Source organism: Nitrospirota bacterium, assembly GCA_016214385.1.
Classification (GTDB): domain Bacteria; phylum Nitrospirota; class Thermodesulfovibrionia; order UBA6902; family JACROP01; genus JACROP01.
Genome location: JACROP010000074.1, coordinates 1 through 20,401, shown reverse-complemented (window position 1 = coordinate 20,401; position 20,401 = coordinate 1). Strand labels below are relative to the sequence as shown.

The window sequence follows — 20,401 nt, the reverse complement described above, 5'->3', positions numbered from 1 at the left end:
AAAACAGAAAAGGAGGAATGGAAAGATGAAGGGTTTGACAAAAAAACTGGAAAAGCTTTTTACAGCAATAACCTTTGCAGAGGCTGGAGAATTTGACACAGCAAGGGAGCTTATGAAGGAAGATGTTGAGGTTGAGAAGCCTGGCGTTATATCTCAAAAGGGTATTCAGTTTCCTGCCACGGCAACTGAATCGTAAGACAAAAGTAATCATGGGCAGGCTGGGTAAAAAAATTGAAAATTTAATGTCAGCGATCTCTTTTGCTGAGGAAGGAGAGTTCAATACAGCAAGGGAGATGCTGAGAGAGGAAAGAAGGGTCTTATTAGCTGTGAAGGAAGGACAGATTGCTGGAAAGACACTGAAGTATGCCCTGAATACCTGTAAGAGAATTGGAGCAAGTCTTGATATTCTGTATGTCTCATTGGAGGGCAGAGCAGATGAAAAGATAGACCCTTTACTGCAGCGTTTTTATTCAGACCTTGAAAAAGAGGGGATACGCTACAGCGTTATTCAGAAGAACGGATGCATAAAGCAGGAAATAATCGACTACACGAATTCGAAAAAGGGAGTTCTTTTTGCTGTCACCGAGTCTTCAAACCATCTGGATGTTGACTGCAAAGGCAGGAATAAAAAGCTTTCGGAGGCGTGGCAGAATCTCAAATGCCCGCTCGTGGTGGTTGCAGACAACGTTTAGTAATGCAGGCGTCGTTTGGACGTCTTAACAAAAAAGGGGGAAATATAATGGGAAGTAGTTATGGGAAAAAGAAGCCCATCTGGAAGATGATAATCATGGGGGTTATTTCAATAGCTCTTTATGCAACCCTGCTCATGAAGCAGGACATTATTAATGATTTGTTTACCCGTGGAGGTTTATATGCCTTTCTGCCGATAGTTATGGCATTTATCTTCTCATTTTTCCACGGCTCCTTTACAGGTAATTTCTGGAGAGTACTGGGGATAAGGGCCGCAAAAAAGAAGAAGGAGGTCAAATAAGATGCACGATGTAGTTAAGGAGGCGGCTAATTTCATCAGTCTCGATTGGATGAATATAGCCTACCTGTTTATAGTAGGATTTGTTGGAGGTCTTGTAAGCGGGTTTATCGGTTCAGGCGGAGCCTTTGTTCTTACGCCTGCTATGATGAGCCTGGGAGTGCCGGGGCTTGTAGCGGTTGCAAGCAACATGTGCCATAAGTTTCCCAAAGCGCTCGTAGGAGCATTAAAGCGTGCCAAATATGGTCAGGTGGATGTAAAGTTAGGCTTAGTCTTCGGAGTTTCTGCAGAAGCAGGGGTTCTGTTTGGTGCCCATATACAGGAAAGTATCAGAAAGGCATTTGGAGATGCAGGTTCTAACCTGTATGTCAGCTTGGCCTTTGTGGTAATCCTTGGAATTGTGGGTACTTTTGTATTGAGGGATGCGTTAAAGATCTACAGAAATGGTAATACAAGCGAAGAAGAGAAGGTGACAAGACTATCAAAATGGGTTCAGTCCATAAACATCCCTGGAACAATGGTGTATTTCAAGAGCTTGAATGCAAAGGTTTCGGTTCTTTTCACTATACCCCTGGGGTTTGCTACAGGTATGCTGGCTGCTACTATTGCAGTGGGTGGCTTTATTGGGGTTCCTTCAATGATTTATGTTCTTGGTGCACCCAGTCTTATGGCATCAGCAAGTGAACTTGTAGTAGCATTTGTCATGGGACTTGGAGGCTCCTTCAAATATGCCATGAACGGTCTGGTTGACATACGCCTTGCAATGATTATACTTGCAGGCTCTCTCTTTGGCATACAACTCGGCGCCATTGGTACTACCTATGTGAAGCCCGTTATGGTTAAGATGGTGATGGGTGTCATTATGATTATCGTTCTGTTCAGCCGCGGTTTGATGATCCCTGTTTATCTGTCGCAGCTTGGATTAATACAGACATTAAGCGAAGGAACGGTGAAGGTGTTAAAAAACACAAGTTTTGCTATTATGGCGCTTGCCCTCTTGATAGGCGCTTTTATCATCCTGAGAGCTATATGGCAGGGGCGTCGGGCAGAGAGAATGGTTACTAAAGAGGTTATAGGACATGGTAGAATATAATAATGGGACGATATAGGAAAATGTTGGTAGCAATTGATAGCTCAGAATCCAGCATGCATGCCTTAAAGGAATCCCTTAAGCTTGCTACAAACGAGAAGAGCTGGATTACTGTCGTGTGTGTTGTGCCTTCCTACGAGGGCGACCTCGATCTGGTTGCTGTGGGGAATATAATGGAATCTATAAGAAAGCCCTGCGAGGATGCTCTTTCTGAGGCAAAAAGGATTGCAAAGGCTGAAGGTGCATTGATAAAGCCAGTATATGAAGAAGGCGAGGCGTATGAGAGGATTGTGGATCTCGCAGAGACAGAAAACTATGAGTTGATAATAATGGGAAGAAGGGGATTGCATCGTCTTGAAAGGGCATTTGTCGGCAGTGTTACAGCAAGAGTAATAGGGTATAGCCATAAAGACGTCCTTGTTGTACCGAGAAACACAACTATAGGCTGGCAAAGGATTCTCCTTGCAACAGATGGTTCAAAATACAGCAAGGCTGCTGCTGAAAGGGCAATAGACTTTGCTGAGGCGTATGGAGGAGAACTTAAGGTGGTATCTATTGTGGATGTCCCATCTGAATTTTATGGAGAGGCACCTCAGGTAGTAGAAGATTTGATTAACAAGGCAAAGGGATATGTGGAGGATGTAAGAAAGCAGGCAGAAGCGTCAGGAATAAAAACAGAGACCTTTGTGAAAGAGGCAGAGACATATCAGGCAATAACCGACCTTGCGAGAGAACAGAATGTGAATACCATAGTAATGGGTTCTCACGGCAGGACAGGACTGAAAAGGCTTCTGATGGGAAGCGTTACTGAAAAGGTAATCGGCTATGCACCCTGCCCTGTGCTTGTGGTCAAGTCGTAGGGAGGAATGTCCCTCAAGAAAAAAATAGCCGTCAGTTTTTTAATCAGTGCATGCATTATTGCAGTCCTCGCTGCATTTGAATACATCAATTTTATAGAAATCAAAAAAGAGATAAGGCAGCTTGAGCTTACCGATACCATAAGAAGTAAATCCCTTCAGTTGCGAAGACACGAGAAAAACTTCTTCCTATACGGCTCATCAAGGGCTAACGAGGAGTCAGCGGCCATTTATAAATATCTGAGGGAGCTGGATTCCATTTTAAGTGAACGCCAGGTAATTGACAGGACAGGGAACCTGAATGCCATGAAGATGCGTATAAAGGATTACGGGCAGCGGTTTAGTAAAATAGAGGCATCCATGAAGGAGATATCAGAGGAATTCGAAAGGACAAAGACCTCATATGTGAAATATCAGAAATTTTTTCCGCTGCTGGAATTGACATTTCTGGAGAGGCCCCTTCATGCAGCGGAGTTTCTGGAGAATGAATTCTCTTTGCCGGCAGGTCACAGGCTTATCGCCGGACTCAGAGGGCTTTACTCGGACATACAGATCCTCAGAAAAAACGGAGAGGACATACTCACAATCTCAAAGGATCTGGATAAGACCGCAAGGGACAATGCCGAAGGTGTTATCCGTAAGTCTCAGATCGCGATTCTTATATTTTTTCCATTGTTTCTTATTGTAGGGATCGGAATGCTCTTTGTTATAAGCAATAATGTCGTGAATCGATTAAAGCTGCTTATAGACCTTGTAGGAAAAACAGGAAAAGGGGATTACTCCCACATACCCGTTTCATCCCAGAAAGACGAGGTGGGCGTTCTCATCAGAGAATTTAATGATATGGAAAATCAACTGTCTCAGAGGGAGGATGAACTGGACAAAAAGAACAAAGAACTCCTCCGGTCTAAAAAACTGGCTGCCATAGGTACACTGGCATCAGGCGTTGCCCATGAACTCAACAATCCCCTTAATAATATTTACATCTCTGCCCAGGTTCTCGAAAGGGAGGCAAAGGATGAATGCTCTCCAATTATAAAGGAGACCTTAAACGATATTATCGGCCAGAGCATAAGAGTGAAGCGGATTGTCGGTGACCTCCTCGAATTTGCAAGGGGAAAGGAACCGGTTATGAGAGAGGTTAATCTCAATGAAATCATAATGGGTTCATACAAACTGGTTAGCGCTGCTACCAATACGGAAGGAATAAACCTTGAAATAGATGCCAATCCAGATGGAGTTATGATATACGCTGACCCTGAACAGATGGAGAGGGTCTTTATCAATCTTTTCAGCAATGCCGTCGATGCCATATCTGGAAAGGGCAATCTGGACGTAAAGGTGTTGAAGGAACTTGATTCTGTGACAATAAAGGTATCCGACACTGGAAAGGGCATGCCTGCTGACGCTGTTGAAAAGATATTTGAACCTTTCTATACTACAAAGGACAAAGGCACAGGTCTCGGTCTTGCCATTGTTTTTAATATAATAAAGAAGCATAATGGCGAAATAAGAGTGGAAAGCGAGGAAGGCAGAGGTACGACATTTACCATTACACTGCCAGCGAGGAAAGAAGGTAATGACATTTAAGATCCTTGTAGCAGAAGATGAAGAGATAACACTTAAGCATCTCGTGAATACCCTTAAAAGGGAAGGTTACGATGTTTTAGGCACGAGGAATGGCCGCGAGGCATTGGATGCCATGTCAAAAGAACATTTCGATGTCCTCATAACAGACATAAAAATGCCTGAAATGAACGGCATTGAACTTCTTGAAAGGGCAAAGGAGATAGACCATGAGATTGAGGTGCTGGTAATCACCGGATTCGGAAGCATAGGCTCGGCAGTGGAGGCCATGAAAAAGGGGGCTTACGAATATATCACGAAGCCATTCGATCTCGACGAGCTGATACTGAAGGTGAAGAATATCCATGAACGCAAGGTATTGAGAAAAGAGAATGTGGCACTAAAAGCATTCTTCGGAATGAACAAAAAGGTCTCCATTATTGCAAAGAGCATGAGCATGAGGCGCATACTGGACATCATCGAAAGCATAAAGGACTCTGACTGCAATGTCCTTCTAACAGGAGAAAGCGGCGTTGGCAAAAGCCTTCTGGCAAAGATAATCCACTTCACAAGCAGGAGACAGAACATGCCCTTCCTTTCCATAAACTGCGCCACACTTACAGAAGAGCTTCTTGCCAGCGAATTATTCGGACACGAAAGGGGTGCTTTCACTGGAGCAGTTAGGACAAAACAGGGACTTGTGGAGATAGCAGATAAAGGCACGCTCTTCCTCGATGAGATTGCAGAGATGGCTACAAACCTTCAGGCAAAACTCCTCAAAGTAATAGAAGAAGGAGAGTTTTTCAGGGTCGGAGGGACGAGACCAATAAAAGTAGATGTGAGATTTATAGCTGCAACCAACCAGAATGTGAGAAGCGCCATATCCGAAGGAAGATTCAGGGAAGACCTTTACTACAGGCTGAATGTCATGGAGATATTCATTTCGCCCTTGCGGGACCGCAGGGATGATATTGAGCCATTGAGCAGCTATTTCTTGCAAAAGCATCTCCCAAGGTCCAACAAAAAGATAAAGGGTTTTACAAAAGAGGCCACGAATATCCTCATGCATTACAGTTTTCCGGGGAATGTGAGGGAGCTTGAGAACATCATTGAGAGGGCAATAATCCTTGAAAAAGGCCCTGTGATTACCCCTAAAAGCCTGCCCCAGACATTATCCATATATGAAATACAAACCATCGAGCCGGGCAAGATAAAGACAATAGACGAACTGAGTAGAGATTATGCGGAGAGGGTCATTGAAATGGTCGGAGGAAATAAATCAAAGGCAGCAGAGCTTCTTGGCATATCGAGGACAAGCCTCTGGAGGGTGTTGAAAGAGGAGCAGCCTGTTGATACAAATTGATCATTCTCAGGGAAACATTTTTAAGCACACCAACGATATCTCAAAACATTCGTAAACTTAAAGCATCTTACCTTTTTAGCGTTCCAGATTGAAATAATAATATCTATCATTTGGAAGCATACCATACCTGCTGTTTTTCAAACAACCGTTCACCCCTGTTCAAAACTGAAACATCAAAATATCCTCATGTATTAAAAAATCATTTAAAAACAAGAAGTTATCAATAGGCACATCTCTTGCCCTATTATTGTTAGATTTTTAAGAGCAGGAGGCGGTGATGAGAAAGAAACAGCTTTTGTTTGTCACATACCATGACGAGAGTTTTGACGAAGGGCTTTCTTACGCCCTTGACCTCGCAAGGACAATGAACGACACCATTACCATATTGATGATTTACAAGAGAAAGGCGATGGAAAGGTTTGAAGATACGATGGTGGCAGTTGCCTTTGCAGAGGCCAATGAACACAAAACAGCAAGGGAGATGATAAAGGAAGATTACGAGAGAAAAAATGAGGATTATGAAAGAAAGGTATCAGAGTTGAAGGCAAGATGCACTCAGGCAGGCATTGCGGCGGATGTGAATTTTTCAGCAGCGGATGTATTGTCAGCCGTAAGAAATTTCCTCAGGCACAACAGCGGTCTTGACATGGTTCTGCTGAGTCCGAGCATCACGAGTGATGGACATATTACTTCAAAGGAACTCAACAGGCTTGTAAAAACAGCATCAAGACCGATTGTGACGATGGCTAAAAATGCACATGTCGCTTAAAAAATAAAAAGGAGGAGTAGTAAATGTATCTTTATTTGCCGGTAGCTTTAACGAGTATTAACATCTTAATCCCTGTGGGGCTCGGCCTTGTAGTAGGCCTGCTCTCAGGTCTTTTCGGAGTGGGAGGCGGTTTTTTGATGACGCCGCTTTTAATAATGTTCGGAATTCCTTCCACTGTTGCAGCAGCAACTGATTCAAACCAGATAGTTGCAGCTTCGACTTCAGGAACATATGCACACTGGAAGGTTGGCAATGTGGATTTCAAGATGGGCTTTCATCTCTTGATAGGCGGCTTTGTTGGAGGGCTTCTGGGAGTCCAGGGCATAAAAATTCTCAGGGCAATGGGAAATGCAGATTTTGTGATAAAGATGGCCTATGTATTGATGCTTGGAATAGTCGGCACATACATGTTTATAGAAAGTTTGAGAAGCATGAGAAAAAAAAAGGTTGAAGAAGTGAAGCAGAGAAAAGAATCGGGTATTGCCGGATTTCTTAAGCTGCTCCCCCTTCAGACCCATTATGAAAAATCAGGCGTTACCCACTCTGCCTTAGTACCGATAGTATTCGGAGGTTTTGTCGGAGTCCTCGCTGCAGTCATGGGAGTGGGTGGTGGATTTCTGATGGTTCCTGTCATGGTCTATATCCTGAGGATGCCGATGCATGTTGTGGTGGGCACAAGCCTTTTTCAGATTTTGTTTAACTGTATTGAGGTTACGTTCCTTCAGGCATACACAAACCACAATGTGGATTTTATCCTTGCAGTACTGCTCCTTCTGGGTTCAACAGTAGGGGCACAGGTCGGTGCTGTTTTCGGAAGAAAGCTTAAAGGCGAGCAGCTCAAGGTAATCCTTGCGGTTATCGTGCTTGTTGTTACTGTAAAGATAATCTTTGAGCTTACCCTGACTCCTTCCCTGCTTCTGTCGCAGGCGGGAGGACACTAATTATGAAAGCAGTCAGCAGTCAGCAGTCAACAGTCAACAGTCATAAAACAGAATACAGACTAAGACTCCTTTTAGTTTTTGTTCTTATATCCATGCTCTCTGCCTTATGCCCTTTGCTTTTTGCGGATGACGCTTCGGCAGAGCTAACGATTAGCGCGAATCACGACCATATAACGATAGATTTCTTCTACCACGGAAGCACGGTGAGCGTCAGCGGGACATCGGACGCCGGAACAGACCTGATCATCAAGATCACCGCACCGGATAGCCATGAAGCATTGAAACAGAAGGGCAAGGCAGCAGGTTTTCTCTGGATGAATCTCGGGACGCTTAAGTTTGAGAATGCGCCGAACCTCTATTCCATTCACAGCACGCGGAAGATCGAGGACATCCTGAGTCGGGAAGAGATGGATAAATTTGTCATAGGCTATCCCGCACTGAACAAGCACATTGAAATAATCCCCGTTTCAAATGATGAAGAAAGAACAAAATGGTTCAGTGAGTTCATACGGTACAAGGAAGAATCAAAGCTGTATGCGAGTTCTTCAGGACAAATAAACACGACGAATCAAACCGACAAACAGACCTATTACATAAAGACCGACTGGCCATATCAGGCCCCTCCCGGAGAATATCTTGTTACCGTCTATGCTGTTAAGGATCATAAGGTTGTAGAAAAGGCTGAGACAAAGGTCATTGTAGAGCAGGGAGGCATTGTGAAGATGCTTTCAGGCATGGCAGCTAACAACGGAGCTGTGTATGGAATAATATCCATCGTTATCGCTCTTGGAGCAGGCTTCGGCGTTGGCATGGTCTTCAGAAAAGGCGGAGGTGCGCATTAATCATGTATAAAACACTATTAGTCGGCTATGACGATTCGAAATACAGCAAGGCAGCGTTAATTGAAGCTGCCAATTGGGTTAGAAGACACGGCGGAAAACTATTCCTTGCCCACGCTGTCTTCTTCGATACCGAGGAATTCAGCATTGCGCCGGAACAGCAGGAGAAGCGCCTGAAAATCGGCGGAAAACTCTGTCAGGAGACAAAGGAGAAAATAGTCTCGGAGTTCGGCATCGAAGCTACTTCGCTCCTCTGCGAAGGAGAACCGCCGGCGGTTATTCTGGATGTTGCTGAAGGGAAGAACGCAGACCTCATCGTTATGGGGACATACGGCAGGCGTGGACTCAACAGGCTGCTTATGGGGAGTGTGACCTCCCGTGTGATAGTAAATTCAAAAGTTGATGTCTTGGTGGTGAAGAAACCATGCACAGAATGTACAGGCATCTACAAATCAATTCTCGTACCTTTTGACGGCTCCGAATTCAGCAAAAAGGCACTCGGTCGTGCCTGTCAATTATCGAAGGTTGACGGTGCAGATATAACAGTGCTGTATGTTATTCCTCGTTATGAGGAAATGATAGGATTCTTCAGGACCGAATCCATAAAACAGAGCCTTTTCAAGGAGGCGGAGAAGATTATGGATGAAGCTAAAAAAATTGCTTTATCTCATGGAGTATCCATAGCAGTTACCATTCAGGATGGACACGCAGGGGACGAAATTATAGAGACCGCAAATGGACTGAAAAATGACTTGATAGTAATGGGGACTTATGGATGGAAAGGTGTTAATAAGGCAATTATGGGAAGCACAACAGAGAGGGTAATTATGAATGCCAAATGTCCCGTGCTTGTGGTGAGGTGAGCACATGAAAGGGTATAGAAAAATACTGATAGCGGTAAACGGATCGAAGAATGTTCTTGCCGAGGGGCTGAAGCTTGCCGGAGACGAGCAATGCTGGGTGACAGTCGTTAAAGTCATCCCTCCGAATGAGGGAGACCTTAACCTTACCGGCATCAAGAATATCGGAGATGTCCTTGACAGCGGGGGTGAGAGAGTAATATCAGAGTTTCAGGATATTGCGGAGGCTGAAAGGACGCTAATCAAAACGAGGCTTGAAGAAGGCAAGACCCATGAGAAGATAATTGAAGTTGCTGAAGAGGAAAGATGCGACCTCATTATTCTCGGTGCTCAGAAAAAGAAAAATCCGCTGTTAAAAATCTTCGGCGGCAATACAATTGAAAAGGTCATTCAAGAGGCTCCCTGCCCTGTGCTTGTGGTTGGCATTTAACCTCTATTATAATGTGGACAGATTTCTAATATTTCAGTTAAACTTTAACAAACAAGAAAAATGAAGGTTCAGTAAGTTTTGAACGCTATATTTTTAAAGCAATTTTTTTCTAAGAGCCGCTTTGCCGTCGTGTATTTGTTCTTTGCTGTATTCGTAGCGCTGTCCTTTATAACGAGGACGATTCTGCTTGCTAAATCGCTGCATGTTATTCATCTGACATCATGGCTTTTAATCAAGGTTTATGGTGTAGGTCTTTTCTTCGATATTGTTGCCGCAGCTTATTTTTCAATTCCTCTGGCTCTTTACCTGACATTTATCCCCGATAAAATTTATCAAGGCAGGTTTCATAAGCCTGTCGTCTATTTTTCATCTTTCGTTATTCTGTATTTGCTTATCTTCAACAGCTTTGCAGAATACTTTTTCTTTGATGAGTTCGGTGTCAGATTTAATTTCATTGCTGTGGACTATCTCATCTATACCCACGAAGTGGTTAAAAATATTATGGAATCATATCCCATGCCGGCCATATTGACTGCAATTGCAGTTATATCATTAATAACCCTCATGTCTTTTAGAAAACTGATTGATTCATCTATAGCGGTAAGAAGCAGCTTAAAACAGAGGATTAATAGCGGTTTTATATTCATCATTATTCCGATGTTCTCTTTCACCTTTGTCGATCTGGATTGGGCAAAGATATCCGCCAATAACTATGCAAATGAGCTTTCTGCCAACGGCATCTACAGCCTCTTTGCGGCATTTAAGAACAATAAGATAAACTACGAGACATTTTATGCAACAAGAGACGACAGGGCAGTCTTTCAAAAATTAAGATTGCTTTTAAGCGAGAACAACTCTTTTGTCAATGACAATATCTTTGATGTTACCAGAGAGATTAAAAACGCTGTGGAAGAAAAAAAACTCAATGTGGTGGTAATAGTTGAGGAAAGCCTAAGCTCAGAATTCCTCGGTGTTTTCGGTAATAAGAATAATCTCACCCCTAACCTCGACAGACTGGCTAAGGAAAGTATCTTCTTTACAAACATGCATGCTACAGGAACAAGGACAGACAGGGGACTTGAAGCGATTACGCTGTCGATCCCGCCTACCTCGGGAAGGTCTATAGTTAAGCGACCCCACAATGAGAATATGTTCTCTTGGGGCTTTGTGATGAAAGGCAAGGAGTATGATACAAAGTTTATATACGGCGGGTATGGATACTTCGACAACATGGATTATTTTTTCGGACATAATGGTTTTGATGATATTGTTGACAGGACTGATTTTTCGAAGCAGGAGATAACCTTTGAGAATGCATGGGGAGTAAGTGACGAGGATTTGTTCAATAAATCCATTAAAGAGTTCAATAAGTCTTACAAAAACAATAGGCCTTTCTTTGCGCTCATCATGACAACCTCCAACCATAGACCATATGCATATCCTGAAGGCAGGATAGATATCCCATCCCATTCCGGAAGAAATGGCGCTGTCAAATACGCAGACTACGCAATCGGCAAATTTATAAACGATGCAGGGAAAGAGCCGTGGTTCAAGGATACTGTCATTGTTATAGTTGCAGACCACTGTGCCGGCTCCGCAGGAAAGACATCACTGCCTGTTAACCGGTATGAAATCCCCCTTCTCATCTATTCCCCATCGCATTTTACACCGCAGAGGATAGATAAGCTGGCGAGCCAGATAGATATTGCCCCCACTGTTTTGGGACTTTTAAACTTCAGCTATAAGACTAAATTTTTCGGTAAGGATATTTTAAAGATGCAGCCGGAACAGGAAAGGGCACTCATTGGAACTTATCAGAAACTCGGCTATGTAAAAAATGACAGACTTGCAGTCCTTGATATAAAGAAAGAAGGCACAGTGTATCAGTTCGATAGGCGTACTGGTGAGACAAAAAAAATACCACCAGACCAGAATCTGCTGGATGAGGCAGTAAGCTATTATCAGGGTGCAAATTATTTATTTGAGCATAATCTAAATAAGTTTTGATGGAAACAGCCTTTTAAGGCTTGTTATGCTAAATTAGCCCGTCAGGATGTTCGGGCTCGGTTTGCCTGAAATGATGGTCGTCCTTATCATTGCCCTTGTGGTATTTGGGCCGAGTAAGCTTCCATCCCTCGGAAAGAGCCTCGGGGAGGCAATAAGGGGTTTTAAAAAAGGACTCGAAAGTGAATCACCAGAAGAAAAGAATCAGTTGAATAAATAAATCGTTATAAAGCTACGGTGTAGGCTGTTAACCGTCTCGAATATTGGAAATGATGAGGCTGGGCTTATGGAAACTTTAATAAGCAGTATTTCAAAAAAAGAATATCCTAAAAATGAATTGATCAGTGGCAAATCAATTCGTATAGGTATTCTGAACGAGATAAAAAAGGACCACCCTGACTTTACTGAAGACCAATATGCATCTCTTTCCGAATTGAATTTTTACAGACAGAGATACATTGAAAACACCCTGAAAGAGGAATTCGGATCTCTTACAAATTTAGAGCACGAAGTTTTGGAGAGTGTCAAGAAAGGTGAGCTGATTGCAGAAAATATAGACGAAACATTCAATCAAAAAATGACTTTCGGTCAAAGACTTGCTGATAAAATTGGTAATTTTGGTGGAAGCTGGTCTTTTATCTCACTTTTCATGATATTCCTTTTTGCATGGATATCCATCAATGTTTATGTTCTGGTACAAAAACCTTTTGACCCGTATCCGTTTATTTTTTTGAATCTTATCTTGTCCTGTCTGGCGGCAATGCAGGCTCCAGTCATTATGATGAGTCAGAACAGACTTGAGGAAAAAGACAGAGAGCGATCTAAACATGACTACAAAGTAAATCTGAAAGCCGAACTGGAAATAAGAATGTTGAATGAGAAAGTTGACCACCTGATCCTGAACCAGCAGCAGAAACTCCTTGAAATCGAGCAGATTCAGATAGAGATGATGGAAGACATTATGAACGAATTGTCGCGTGACAACAAATGATCCGTCCCTATGTCAATGGATAAGAACACGGCAGAGAATCAAAAATCATCAAAAATCCGCAACCGCCGTGTCCACATGGCTAATGAAAGGACATTCCTTGCATGGATAAGGACGAGCATCGGCATAATGGCCTTCGGGTTTGTCGTCGAGAAATTCGCCCTGTTCGTGAAACAGATATCATATTTTTTAGGGAAAGAGGTCACTCCTCCATCTCCTGGGTATTCTTCAATCTTCGGAATATTCCTTGTCGGTCTCGGCGCCTTGATGGGTGTACTTGCATTTATCAGATATAAGAAGGTTGAAAAACAGATAGATGAAGATACCTATCAGCCATCCTTAATTCTTGATATACTGCTCGCCATCTCAGTCCTTGCAATCGGGATATTTCTTGTAATTTATTTGCTGCACAGTGTTTAGCCAAAATGATAAAAATCAAACTGGTATATGACCAGCCATCACCAGACGACGGAAAGAGGATGCTTGCCGACAGATTATGGCCGAGAGGCATTAAAAAAGATTGAGCGAATGCTCAAAACAACTCTAAGAGGAGGATTTTATGATTTCAAAGGTTCTTGTGGCTACTGATGGCTCAGAGACTGCGGGGAAGTCTGTTAAATATGCAGTTGATCTTGCAAGGCAAACAGGTGCTTCTTTGATATTGCTCAGCGTAATCGATAAAAGCCTATTTTTAACCAAGTCGATTCCTGGTGTAGCAACCATAACACACCTGATTGAGCCTATCGAGGATTATCTGAGGCAGGCTGCTGAGGGATATATCGAAGAGGCAGAAAGATTCTGCAAGAAGAAGGGCGTTCAATCAAAAATGGTTATCAGGTCAGGGCATCCGGTTGAGGAAATTATAGAGGAGGCTGAAAAATCAAAAGTTGACCTGATCGTTATGGGATCCCATGGCAAAAGCGCTATAAAGGCAGCGGTTCTTGGCAGCGTTACATTCGGTATTATCCACAAGGATACAAAAATCCCTGTCCTTGTGGTAAGAAGGTAATGAATGTTTTGTACCAAAATTCCGAGATTTATAGAAGATGGAAGTATCAGGCTGAGACCACTGAGGGTCTTTGATGGTCCATTTCTAATGGGTGGATTAAAGGATGAAGACATCCTATTGGCAAACGGCCTGAACAAACCCATAGCTTCATCATGGTTTTTCATCTGGTGGTGGATAAAAAAGACCTTTATGCCTGCCTACTGTATAGAGTGTGCTTCAGGGCGGATGGGATTTATTGGTCTATATAATCTGATGATCGGTAAATCTGCTGAGATGAGTCTGGTGATATTCGACAGAAATAACAGACGAATGGGTTATGGGACCAGGGCGTTTAAGCTTTTTGCGAAAAGTCTGCAGAGGCATTCAGTAGTGGAAAGAATACTCATAAAGATTAAGGCAGATAACCCTATTGCACTATCGTTCTGGAAAAAACTTGGTTTTGTGGAGACAGGTATTCTGGATGATATAATCAGTATGTCTATTGGTTTAGATAGTTATCATTTACCGTGAAAATACTTTTTGTCATTCTCAGGAATCCAGAAAAAGAGAATGGATTCCTGCTTCCGCAGGAATGACATTTTCATCAGATAAGGTGACAAACATTTTTCATAACCGCTTTAAGGAGAAGTATTATGGATGATTTAAAAGACAGATTCCATAATATCCCTGATAGGATATCAGGCCTTGGAGAACTATCATACAACCTCTGGTGGAGCTGGCATCCTGCGGCGAGGATGCTCTTTAAGATGCTGGACCGTCCAGCATGGAAGGAGAGCGGTCATAACCCTGTAAGGATGTTGAGGGAGCTTCCGGGAGAAGTTCTGGAATCAGCAGCAAGTGATCCGGAGTATTTACACCACTACGATGTGGTGCTCGCCAGATTCCGGAAGGAGATGGCATTAAAGGGTGGCTGGTTTTCTGAAAACATTGCTGACCCTGAATGTCTTCCCATTGCCTACTTTTCAGCAGAATACGGGCTGCACCATTCCCTCCCCTTTTATGCAGGCGGATTGGGGTTTCTGGCCGGTGATCATGTCAAAGAATGCAGCGACCTGGGCGTGCCTTTAGTGGCCGTGGGCTTTATGTATCCAGAAGGATATTTACGCCAGAAGATTCGTGCAGACGGCTGGCAGGAAAATGTGGATGAAGTTCTCGACAGGGATGCTGCTCCCATTTCAAGGGTCTTAAATGAAAAGGGTGAGCAGCTTGTTGTAAAAGTGCCTTTTATTGAGCCTCCAATTCATGTGGCTGTATGGAAGGTAATGATAGGTCGTATACCCCTTTACCTGATGGATACAGATATAGAAATAAATGACCCATGGAACAGGGGAATATCAGCCCATCTTTATATTGGCGACATCGAACAGAGGCTGCGTCAGGAGATCGTCCTCGGCATAGGAGGGAGTGAGGTACTGGATACTTTGGGGATCAAGCACTCTGTGCTTCATCTGAATGAAGGGCATCCAGCATTTGCCATTCTGGAAAGGATAAGGGAGAGGGGGGCATGATGTCTTTCCATTTCAGCTAATGGATAAATACTTCAGCCACTATTATCCGATCCTCGGACTGAATCGTGACGCCTTTTTACAACTGGGAATATCTCCAAAAGAACCTGCAGCCGGTTTTAATATGACAGCCTTTGCCATCAGGATGTCTGACTATCGCAATGCTGTTAGCAAAAGACACGGAGAGGTTACACGCCGCATGTGGCAATCCCTCTGGCCTGACGTAAAAGAAGAGAATGTACCGATTGATTATATTACTAATGGAGTCCATGTGCCCACATGGATTGAACCGAAGATGGAACTCCTCTTCAATAAATACCTCGGCCCAAACTGGCTGGAGGACCACGACAATCCTGTAATCTGGGGGTTGATAGACGACATCCCTGATCAGGAATTATGGCAGGTTCACTACTGGTTAAAGATGAAACTGATCAATTTCATCCGTGATAGAGCACGCCAGCGCTGGGTGAAAGACCGGGTCAGTCCTACTAATGTGGTGGCCGGAGGGACATTGCTTGACCCCTCAGCTTTAACCATAGGTTTTGCCCGCCGTTTCGCCACATATAAAAGGGCAGATCTAATCTTTTACGAGCTGGATCGGTTGAAAAGGCTCTTAAACAACCGATGGAAGCCACTACAGATAATATTTGCCGGCAAGGCCCATCCAGCAGATGACCCCGGGAAGCGGATTCTCCAGAGGATTTTCAATTTTGCCCATGACCCTGATCTTGGAGGTAGGATTGCCTTTGTTGAAGACTACGATGAACAACTGGCGCAATACATGACCCATGGGGTGGATGTATGGCTCAACAACCCCATGCCGCCGCTGGAAGCATGCGGAACCAGCGGGATGAAGGCGTCATTGAATGGCGTTCCACATCTGAGTATCCTCGATGGATGGTGGATAGAGGGGTTTAATGGTAAAAATGGCTGGGCCTTTGAGGGGAGAGGCAACGATGTAGATGATGCTAAGGCAATCTATAATATCCTAGAGAATGAGGTAATACCCCTCTATTATAAAGTTGATGATAACGGCGTTCCTCACGGCTGGGTAAAGGTTATGAAAGAGGCGATGAAAAGTATAGGCCCGTTATTCAATGCAAGGAGAATGGTGAAGGAGTATGCAAAGAAGTTCTATCAGAGTGCATTGAAATCGGCGGGAGCATGATGTATGAGCATGGACTGTCATAAATAATAAGAGAGTGAGGAGGGCATTATGAGTAAATTAAAGGTTTTATTTCATGTTAACGAAGTTGACCGGTGGGATGTCGCCTTCGGGAATATTGCGAATCTCATAAACGATGTCGGGAAGGATAATGTGGATGTGGCAGTGCTTGCCAACGGGCCTTCTGTTGCTGCCTATGCTGATGCTGAAAAGGTCGAGACAATGAAAGGCCTTTCTGAAAAGGGTGCGAAATTCCTTGCGTGCAGAAACTCGTTAAAAAAGTTGTGTTCGGGAGGCGCAGTCTGTATAAACGAGGAGAACCTTCCCTCCTTTGTCTCGGTAGGGCCTGCCGGGATAACCGAGATCATAAAGAAACAGCATGAAGGATATGCGTATGTGAAACCATGAACAGAGGAGAAAGGAAAGGTGGGTTATGTTAGATCGTAGCACAGGAGAGATTGAATTAACCGTGCCTCCGGTGGATAATGTCCTTGACCTGCACGGAGACCCCCTGCGTGCCGATCTCGCTATCTTTCTGAGCGGCAACCAGTGGATGGTGATGGAGGAATTGCTTGCTGCATTTTATCAGGGATATCCTGAAGTCAAGAATATCTTTTATGAGACCATCCCTCCAGGAATACTCTTGCAGCAGATCCGCCACGGTGCAATAAGGGTGGGGGAGTTAGTTATCAGCGTGCCACCAGATATCTATACGGCAGGCAGAGAGGAGATGGAGTCCCTGTTAAAAGACGGTTTTATCAAGGAGTATGTCCCTTACGCAAAAAACCATCTGGCCATCATGGTACCTGAAGGTAACCCAAGGGGCATTATAGACTGGCAGGATTTAGGACGTCCGGGAGTGCGGGTGGTTATGCCCAATCCTGAGGCTGAGGGGGTTGGCCGCCTGATTCTCAAGGCCATGGAGAAAACAGGAGGGCCTGAACTTGTAGAGACTGTGATGGGGGAAAAGGTGACCAATGGGGAGACCTTTCTCACCCGGATTCACCACCGCCAGACTCTCCTTCTTCTCATGGATGGAAAGGCGGATGCCGGGCCGGTATGGATCAGCGAAGCACTCTACCAGAAGAGGATAGGAAGCCCTCTGGGCTATGTAACCATACCGGAAGCACAGAACCAGAGCGGCACATATTTTATTGCGATTGTAGAGAAGACCGTGCAGCACAAAGTTGCGGCAGAGGCATTTCTTGACTTCATGAAGGGCAGGCAGGCTCAGGATATATACGCCGGCTATGGATTTAGCAGGGTGGATTGAAAACACCGAGTAATATTTATCTGTTATCACTATGATGTCTAAGCGCAGGATAATGTGAATTTTGAGGCGATTATTATCGGCTGCATCACTGGGTTTTTATCAGCCTTTTTCGGCATCGGAGGCAGCAGTGTCGACACACCGGTGCTCAGGACGTTCCTTGACCTTCCACCGCTTATCGCTCTGGGGACACCTTTGCCGTTGGCGGTCTTGACTTCTACCATTGCCTCTTTTGCTTACAAAAGAGAGCATCTGGTCAATTTCAGGATTGCCCTTTACAGCCTTATTGTAGGGGTACCAGGAATGGTTTTGGGCTCTTATCTTACTGCCTATCTTTCAGGGAAGTTCCTCATGCTCCTGACGGCTGTTGTGCTCTGCCTTGTTGGGGTTGATTTTATAATCAAAAATATTACGGAAAAGACCTTTGCATTGGGAAAAACTTTTTCCCCGCCACCGGCGTATTACATAGTTGCCGTTGTTGCCGTCATCGGTATTCTATCGGGGGTTCTTGCCAACGGAGGTGGTATATTTCTTGTGCCAGCCTATGTCGTTTTCTTCCGTATGAAAATAAAGGAGGCGATAGCCACGTCACTTCTCACAGTGGCTGTAATGGCCCTTCCGGGGAGCATCATACATTACTATCTCGGTCATATAGATATGACGATAAGCACTTTCATGGCCATTGGAGTGATCCCGATGGCATATATTGGCGCACGGCTGGACATCAGGACCAGATCAAAAACAGTCATGCTGCTCTACGGCATCGTTATGGTAGTTTTTTCCATTTATTTCTTTATAAGCCAGTTGAGGGCATAACGATGAATTAGTATAATTTGTTGTGTTGCTGGGAGGATGATTAAAAGACTAAGTGCGATAAAACTGAATACGGTTTTACGGGATTGCTTTGCATCGCTCGCAATGGCGATGTAACGATACCTAATGAGTTTGCTATAGTTAAAGGAGGCAAAGGTTATGTACTGGCGAATTTATGAACGTGGAATGGAGTTTGGATGGTTGTTTATAATCATCTTCTCGGTATTGGTTATCCTGGGGATTGTCCATCTTGTAATTTTGGTTAGCGGCCGCAAGAAAAAGGGAACTTATGGCGAATCCCCGCTTCATATTATCAAGAGACGATATGCAAAAGGAGAGATAACGAAAGAAGAATTCGAAAACATGAAGAGGGATCTTACAAAGGAATAGATTAAGAAAAGGCAATAAAACGGGGAACCGGTTTTGCAATGCCTGTTGCAGATAAGATAGAGAGAGGTCTTTTATGGATTTAAAAGTTAGAAACACGTCTGAGTATAAAAAAATCTCCTTAGAGGAGACTCTTAAATTCCTGGATACATCAGTAGATGGTCTTACGGAGCCTGAAGTTGGGAATAGACTTAAGATATTCGGGTATAACGAAATAGCAGAGAAAAAGAAGAACCCCTTCTTAGAATTTCTGCTGCGCTACTGGGGCCCGATGCCATGGCTGCTGGAACTGGCAATGGTCCTTTCATTCATATTGAGACATTATTTTGAAGGGATAATAATCTTTGTGCTTCTCACGGTAAACGCCATCATAGGCCACATGCACTCACGGGGTTCTCAAAGGGCAGTGGAGCTTTTAAAGAAAAAGTTAGCCATTCAGGCAAAGGCGCTGCGGGATGGGAAATGGATAATGAAAGAGGCAAGAGAGATCGTGCCCGGTGATGTTATTGCTGTCAGGCTTGGCGATGTAGTACCTGCTGATGCTAAGATTGTGGGTGGAGAATTATCTATTGATCAATCAGCCCTGACAGGAGAGTCCCTTCCGGTAAATTCCCATCAAAGAGATATTGTCTATTCAGGCTCAGTGGTAAAGAGGGGAGAGTCCAGATGCCTGGTGGTTAATACAGGAGCAAATACATATTTTGGTAAAACCGCTGAACTGGTCAAAATAGCAAAACCAAAGTCCCATCAGCAGGAAGTAATGATGTCCATAATCAAATACATGATGTATCTTGGCATAGCCGCATTGATTCTGGTTCTGGTATACGGTTTAGTGATGCATATTCAGGAGCATCTTGTAACGGTTCTTACCCTCGCTGTTATCTTTCTCATGGGAGCGGTTCCTGTTGCCCTTCCGGCAGTCCTCACCATAGTCCAGGCCGTGGGTGCAATGGAGCTTGCAAAAAAGGGAGCTCTGGTAACCAGGCTTGACTCCATCGAAGATGCTGCTTCGATTGACGTCCTCTGCCTTGACAAGACCGGAACGATTACACAGAACAGATTATCGGTTACTGACAGCATACCTTTTTCCGGGTATAAAAAAGAGGATGTTGCTGCCATAGCAGCCTTAGCATCCCGGGAAGAAGGGATGGATCTGATAGACCTTGCGGTTATTGAATACGCTAAAAATATGAGAATCAACTTTAATACATACAGACAGATTTCATATACGCCCTTTAATCCATCCATTAAGAGAACAGAGGCAGTTGTTGAAGCAGATGGAAGGCGCTTTAAGGCTGTTAAAGGTGCAGCCCAGATAGTTATATCCATGTGCCGTGGAATGGATGAGGAGACCATAGAGAAGGCAGACATAACAATAGAGGAGTTTTCCCGAAAGGGATATAGAACAATAGCGGTTGCTCAATCAGAGGGCGATGATTTAGACAATCTTAAGCTTATGGGATTGATACCCCTTTCAGACCCTCCCAGACCTGATTCAAAAGGCATGATAGAGGAGGCAAGAAGGCTTGGGGTAAAGCCCATGATGCTTACAGGGGA

The 20,401-nt window shown here is 44.0% G+C and carries 23 protein-coding genes and 2 pseudogenes; all 25 read left to right on the top strand.

Translation table 11 applies throughout. The features are described 5' to 3' along the window. The first annotated feature begins 25 nt into the window (after positions 1 to 25). Complete coding sequence (locus HZC12_04585; GenBank protein ID MBI5026003.1) at positions 26 to 196, top strand: hypothetical protein; 171 nt, start codon at positions 26 to 28, stop codon at positions 194 to 196. A gap of 46 nt (positions 197 to 242) precedes the next feature. Continuing rightward, complete coding sequence (locus tag HZC12_04580; GenBank protein ID MBI5026002.1) at positions 243 to 692, top strand: universal stress protein; 450 nt, start codon at positions 243 to 245, stop codon at positions 690 to 692. A 47-nt stretch (positions 693 to 739) separates the two neighbouring features. After that, positions 740 to 991 (top strand): hypothetical protein, encoded by a 252-nt coding sequence (locus HZC12_04575; protein MBI5026001.1) that lies wholly within the window; start codon positions 740 to 742, stop codon positions 989 to 991. A gap of 1 nt (position 992) precedes the next feature. Further along, positions 993 to 2,081, top strand: a complete 1,089-nt coding sequence (locus HZC12_04570; protein ID MBI5026000.1) for a sulfite exporter TauE/SafE family protein — start codon at positions 993 to 995, stop codon at positions 2,079 to 2,081. Between the two features lie 2 nt (positions 2,082 to 2,083). Beyond that, on the top strand, positions 2,084 to 2,938 hold the full coding sequence (locus tag HZC12_04565) for a universal stress protein (GenBank protein ID MBI5025999.1): 855 nt from the start codon (positions 2,084 to 2,086) through the stop codon (positions 2,936 to 2,938). Positions 2,939 to 2,944: 6 nt separating this feature from the next. Next, positions 2,945 to 4,525 (top strand): GHKL domain-containing protein, encoded by a 1,581-nt coding sequence (locus HZC12_04560; protein MBI5025998.1) that lies wholly within the window; start codon positions 2,945 to 2,947, stop codon positions 4,523 to 4,525. Next, positions 4,515 to 5,864, top strand: a complete 1,350-nt coding sequence (locus HZC12_04555; GenBank protein ID MBI5025997.1) for a sigma-54-dependent Fis family transcriptional regulator — start codon at positions 4,515 to 4,517, stop codon at positions 5,862 to 5,864. The genes HZC12_04560 and HZC12_04555 overlap by 11 nt, the downstream gene beginning before the upstream one ends. A gap of 277 nt (positions 5,865 to 6,141) precedes the next feature. Further along, entirely contained in the window at positions 6,142 to 6,633 is a 492-nt protein-coding gene (locus HZC12_04550; protein MBI5025996.1) for a hypothetical protein, read from the top strand. A 23-nt stretch (positions 6,634 to 6,656) separates the two neighbouring features. After that, a complete protein-coding gene (locus HZC12_04545; protein MBI5025995.1) occupies positions 6,657 to 7,574 on the top strand; it encodes a sulfite exporter TauE/SafE family protein in 918 nt (305 codons plus the stop codon). Positions 7,575 to 7,576: 2 nt separating this feature from the next. Next, positions 7,577 to 8,416, top strand: coding sequence for a TIGR02186 family protein (locus HZC12_04540; GenBank protein ID MBI5025994.1), 840 nt, complete (start codon positions 7,577 to 7,579; stop codon positions 8,414 to 8,416). A 2-nt stretch (positions 8,417 to 8,418) separates the two neighbouring features. Continuing rightward, the gene (locus tag HZC12_04535; GenBank protein ID MBI5025993.1) at positions 8,419 to 9,276 is read left to right on the top strand and encodes a universal stress protein; all 858 of its coding nucleotides are present in this window, start codon (positions 8,419 to 8,421) and stop codon (positions 9,274 to 9,276) included. 4 nt (positions 9,277 to 9,280) lie between these two features. Then, positions 9,281 to 9,703: a universal stress protein gene (locus tag HZC12_04530; protein MBI5025992.1), complete on the top strand. Its 423-nt coding sequence runs from the start codon at positions 9,281 to 9,283 to the stop codon at positions 9,701 to 9,703. An 87-nt stretch (positions 9,704 to 9,790) separates the two neighbouring features. After that, the gene (locus HZC12_04525; protein ID MBI5025991.1) at positions 9,791 to 11,710 is read left to right on the top strand and encodes a sulfatase-like hydrolase/transferase; all 1,920 of its coding nucleotides are present in this window, start codon (positions 9,791 to 9,793) and stop codon (positions 11,708 to 11,710) included. A 46-nt stretch (positions 11,711 to 11,756) separates the two neighbouring features. Further along, a complete protein-coding gene (tatA, locus tag HZC12_04520; protein ID MBI5025990.1) occupies positions 11,757 to 11,927 on the top strand; it encodes a twin-arginine translocase TatA/TatE family subunit in 171 nt (56 codons plus the stop codon). Between the two features lie 66 nt (positions 11,928 to 11,993). Then, positions 11,994 to 12,698 carry a DUF1003 domain-containing protein gene (locus HZC12_04515; GenBank protein MBI5025989.1) on the top strand — a complete coding sequence of 235 codons (705 nt, stop codon included), beginning with the start codon at positions 11,994 to 11,996 and terminating at the stop codon, positions 12,696 to 12,698. Positions 12,699 to 12,713: 15 nt separating this feature from the next. Next, complete coding sequence (locus HZC12_04510; protein MBI5025988.1) at positions 12,714 to 13,115, top strand: DUF202 domain-containing protein; 402 nt, start codon at positions 12,714 to 12,716, stop codon at positions 13,113 to 13,115. A gap of 5 nt (positions 13,116 to 13,120) precedes the next feature. Next, positions 13,121 to 13,216, top strand: a pseudogene (locus tag HZC12_04505) (DUF488 domain-containing protein). Between the two features lie 38 nt (positions 13,217 to 13,254). Then, positions 13,255 to 13,704 (top strand): universal stress protein, encoded by a 450-nt coding sequence (locus HZC12_04500; GenBank protein MBI5025987.1) that lies wholly within the window; start codon positions 13,255 to 13,257, stop codon positions 13,702 to 13,704. A gap of 3 nt (positions 13,705 to 13,707) precedes the next feature. Then, positions 13,708 to 14,214 (top strand): GNAT family N-acetyltransferase, encoded by a 507-nt coding sequence (locus tag HZC12_04495; protein MBI5025986.1) that lies wholly within the window; start codon positions 13,708 to 13,710, stop codon positions 14,212 to 14,214. Positions 14,215 to 14,336: 122 nt separating this feature from the next. Then, positions 14,337 to 16,377: pseudogene (gene glgP / locus HZC12_04490) on the top strand (alpha-glucan family phosphorylase). A gap of 48 nt (positions 16,378 to 16,425) precedes the next feature. Continuing rightward, positions 16,426 to 16,782, top strand: a complete 357-nt coding sequence (locus HZC12_04485) for a DsrE family protein (GenBank protein MBI5025985.1) — start codon at positions 16,426 to 16,428, stop codon at positions 16,780 to 16,782. Between the two features lie 25 nt (positions 16,783 to 16,807). Further along, positions 16,808 to 17,647, top strand: coding sequence for a substrate-binding domain-containing protein (locus HZC12_04480; GenBank protein ID MBI5025984.1), 840 nt, complete (start codon positions 16,808 to 16,810; stop codon positions 17,645 to 17,647). Between the two features lie 54 nt (positions 17,648 to 17,701). Further along, the gene (locus HZC12_04475; GenBank protein ID MBI5025983.1) at positions 17,702 to 18,460 is read left to right on the top strand and encodes a sulfite exporter TauE/SafE family protein; all 759 of its coding nucleotides are present in this window, start codon (positions 17,702 to 17,704) and stop codon (positions 18,458 to 18,460) included. Between the two features lie 156 nt (positions 18,461 to 18,616). Next, complete coding sequence (locus HZC12_04470) at positions 18,617 to 18,847, top strand: SHOCT domain-containing protein (protein MBI5025982.1); 231 nt, start codon at positions 18,617 to 18,619, stop codon at positions 18,845 to 18,847. A 73-nt stretch (positions 18,848 to 18,920) separates the two neighbouring features. After that, on the top strand, positions 18,921 to 20,401 hold a 1,481-nt coding region (locus HZC12_04465; GenBank protein MBI5025981.1), incomplete at its 3' end, for an HAD-IC family P-type ATPase.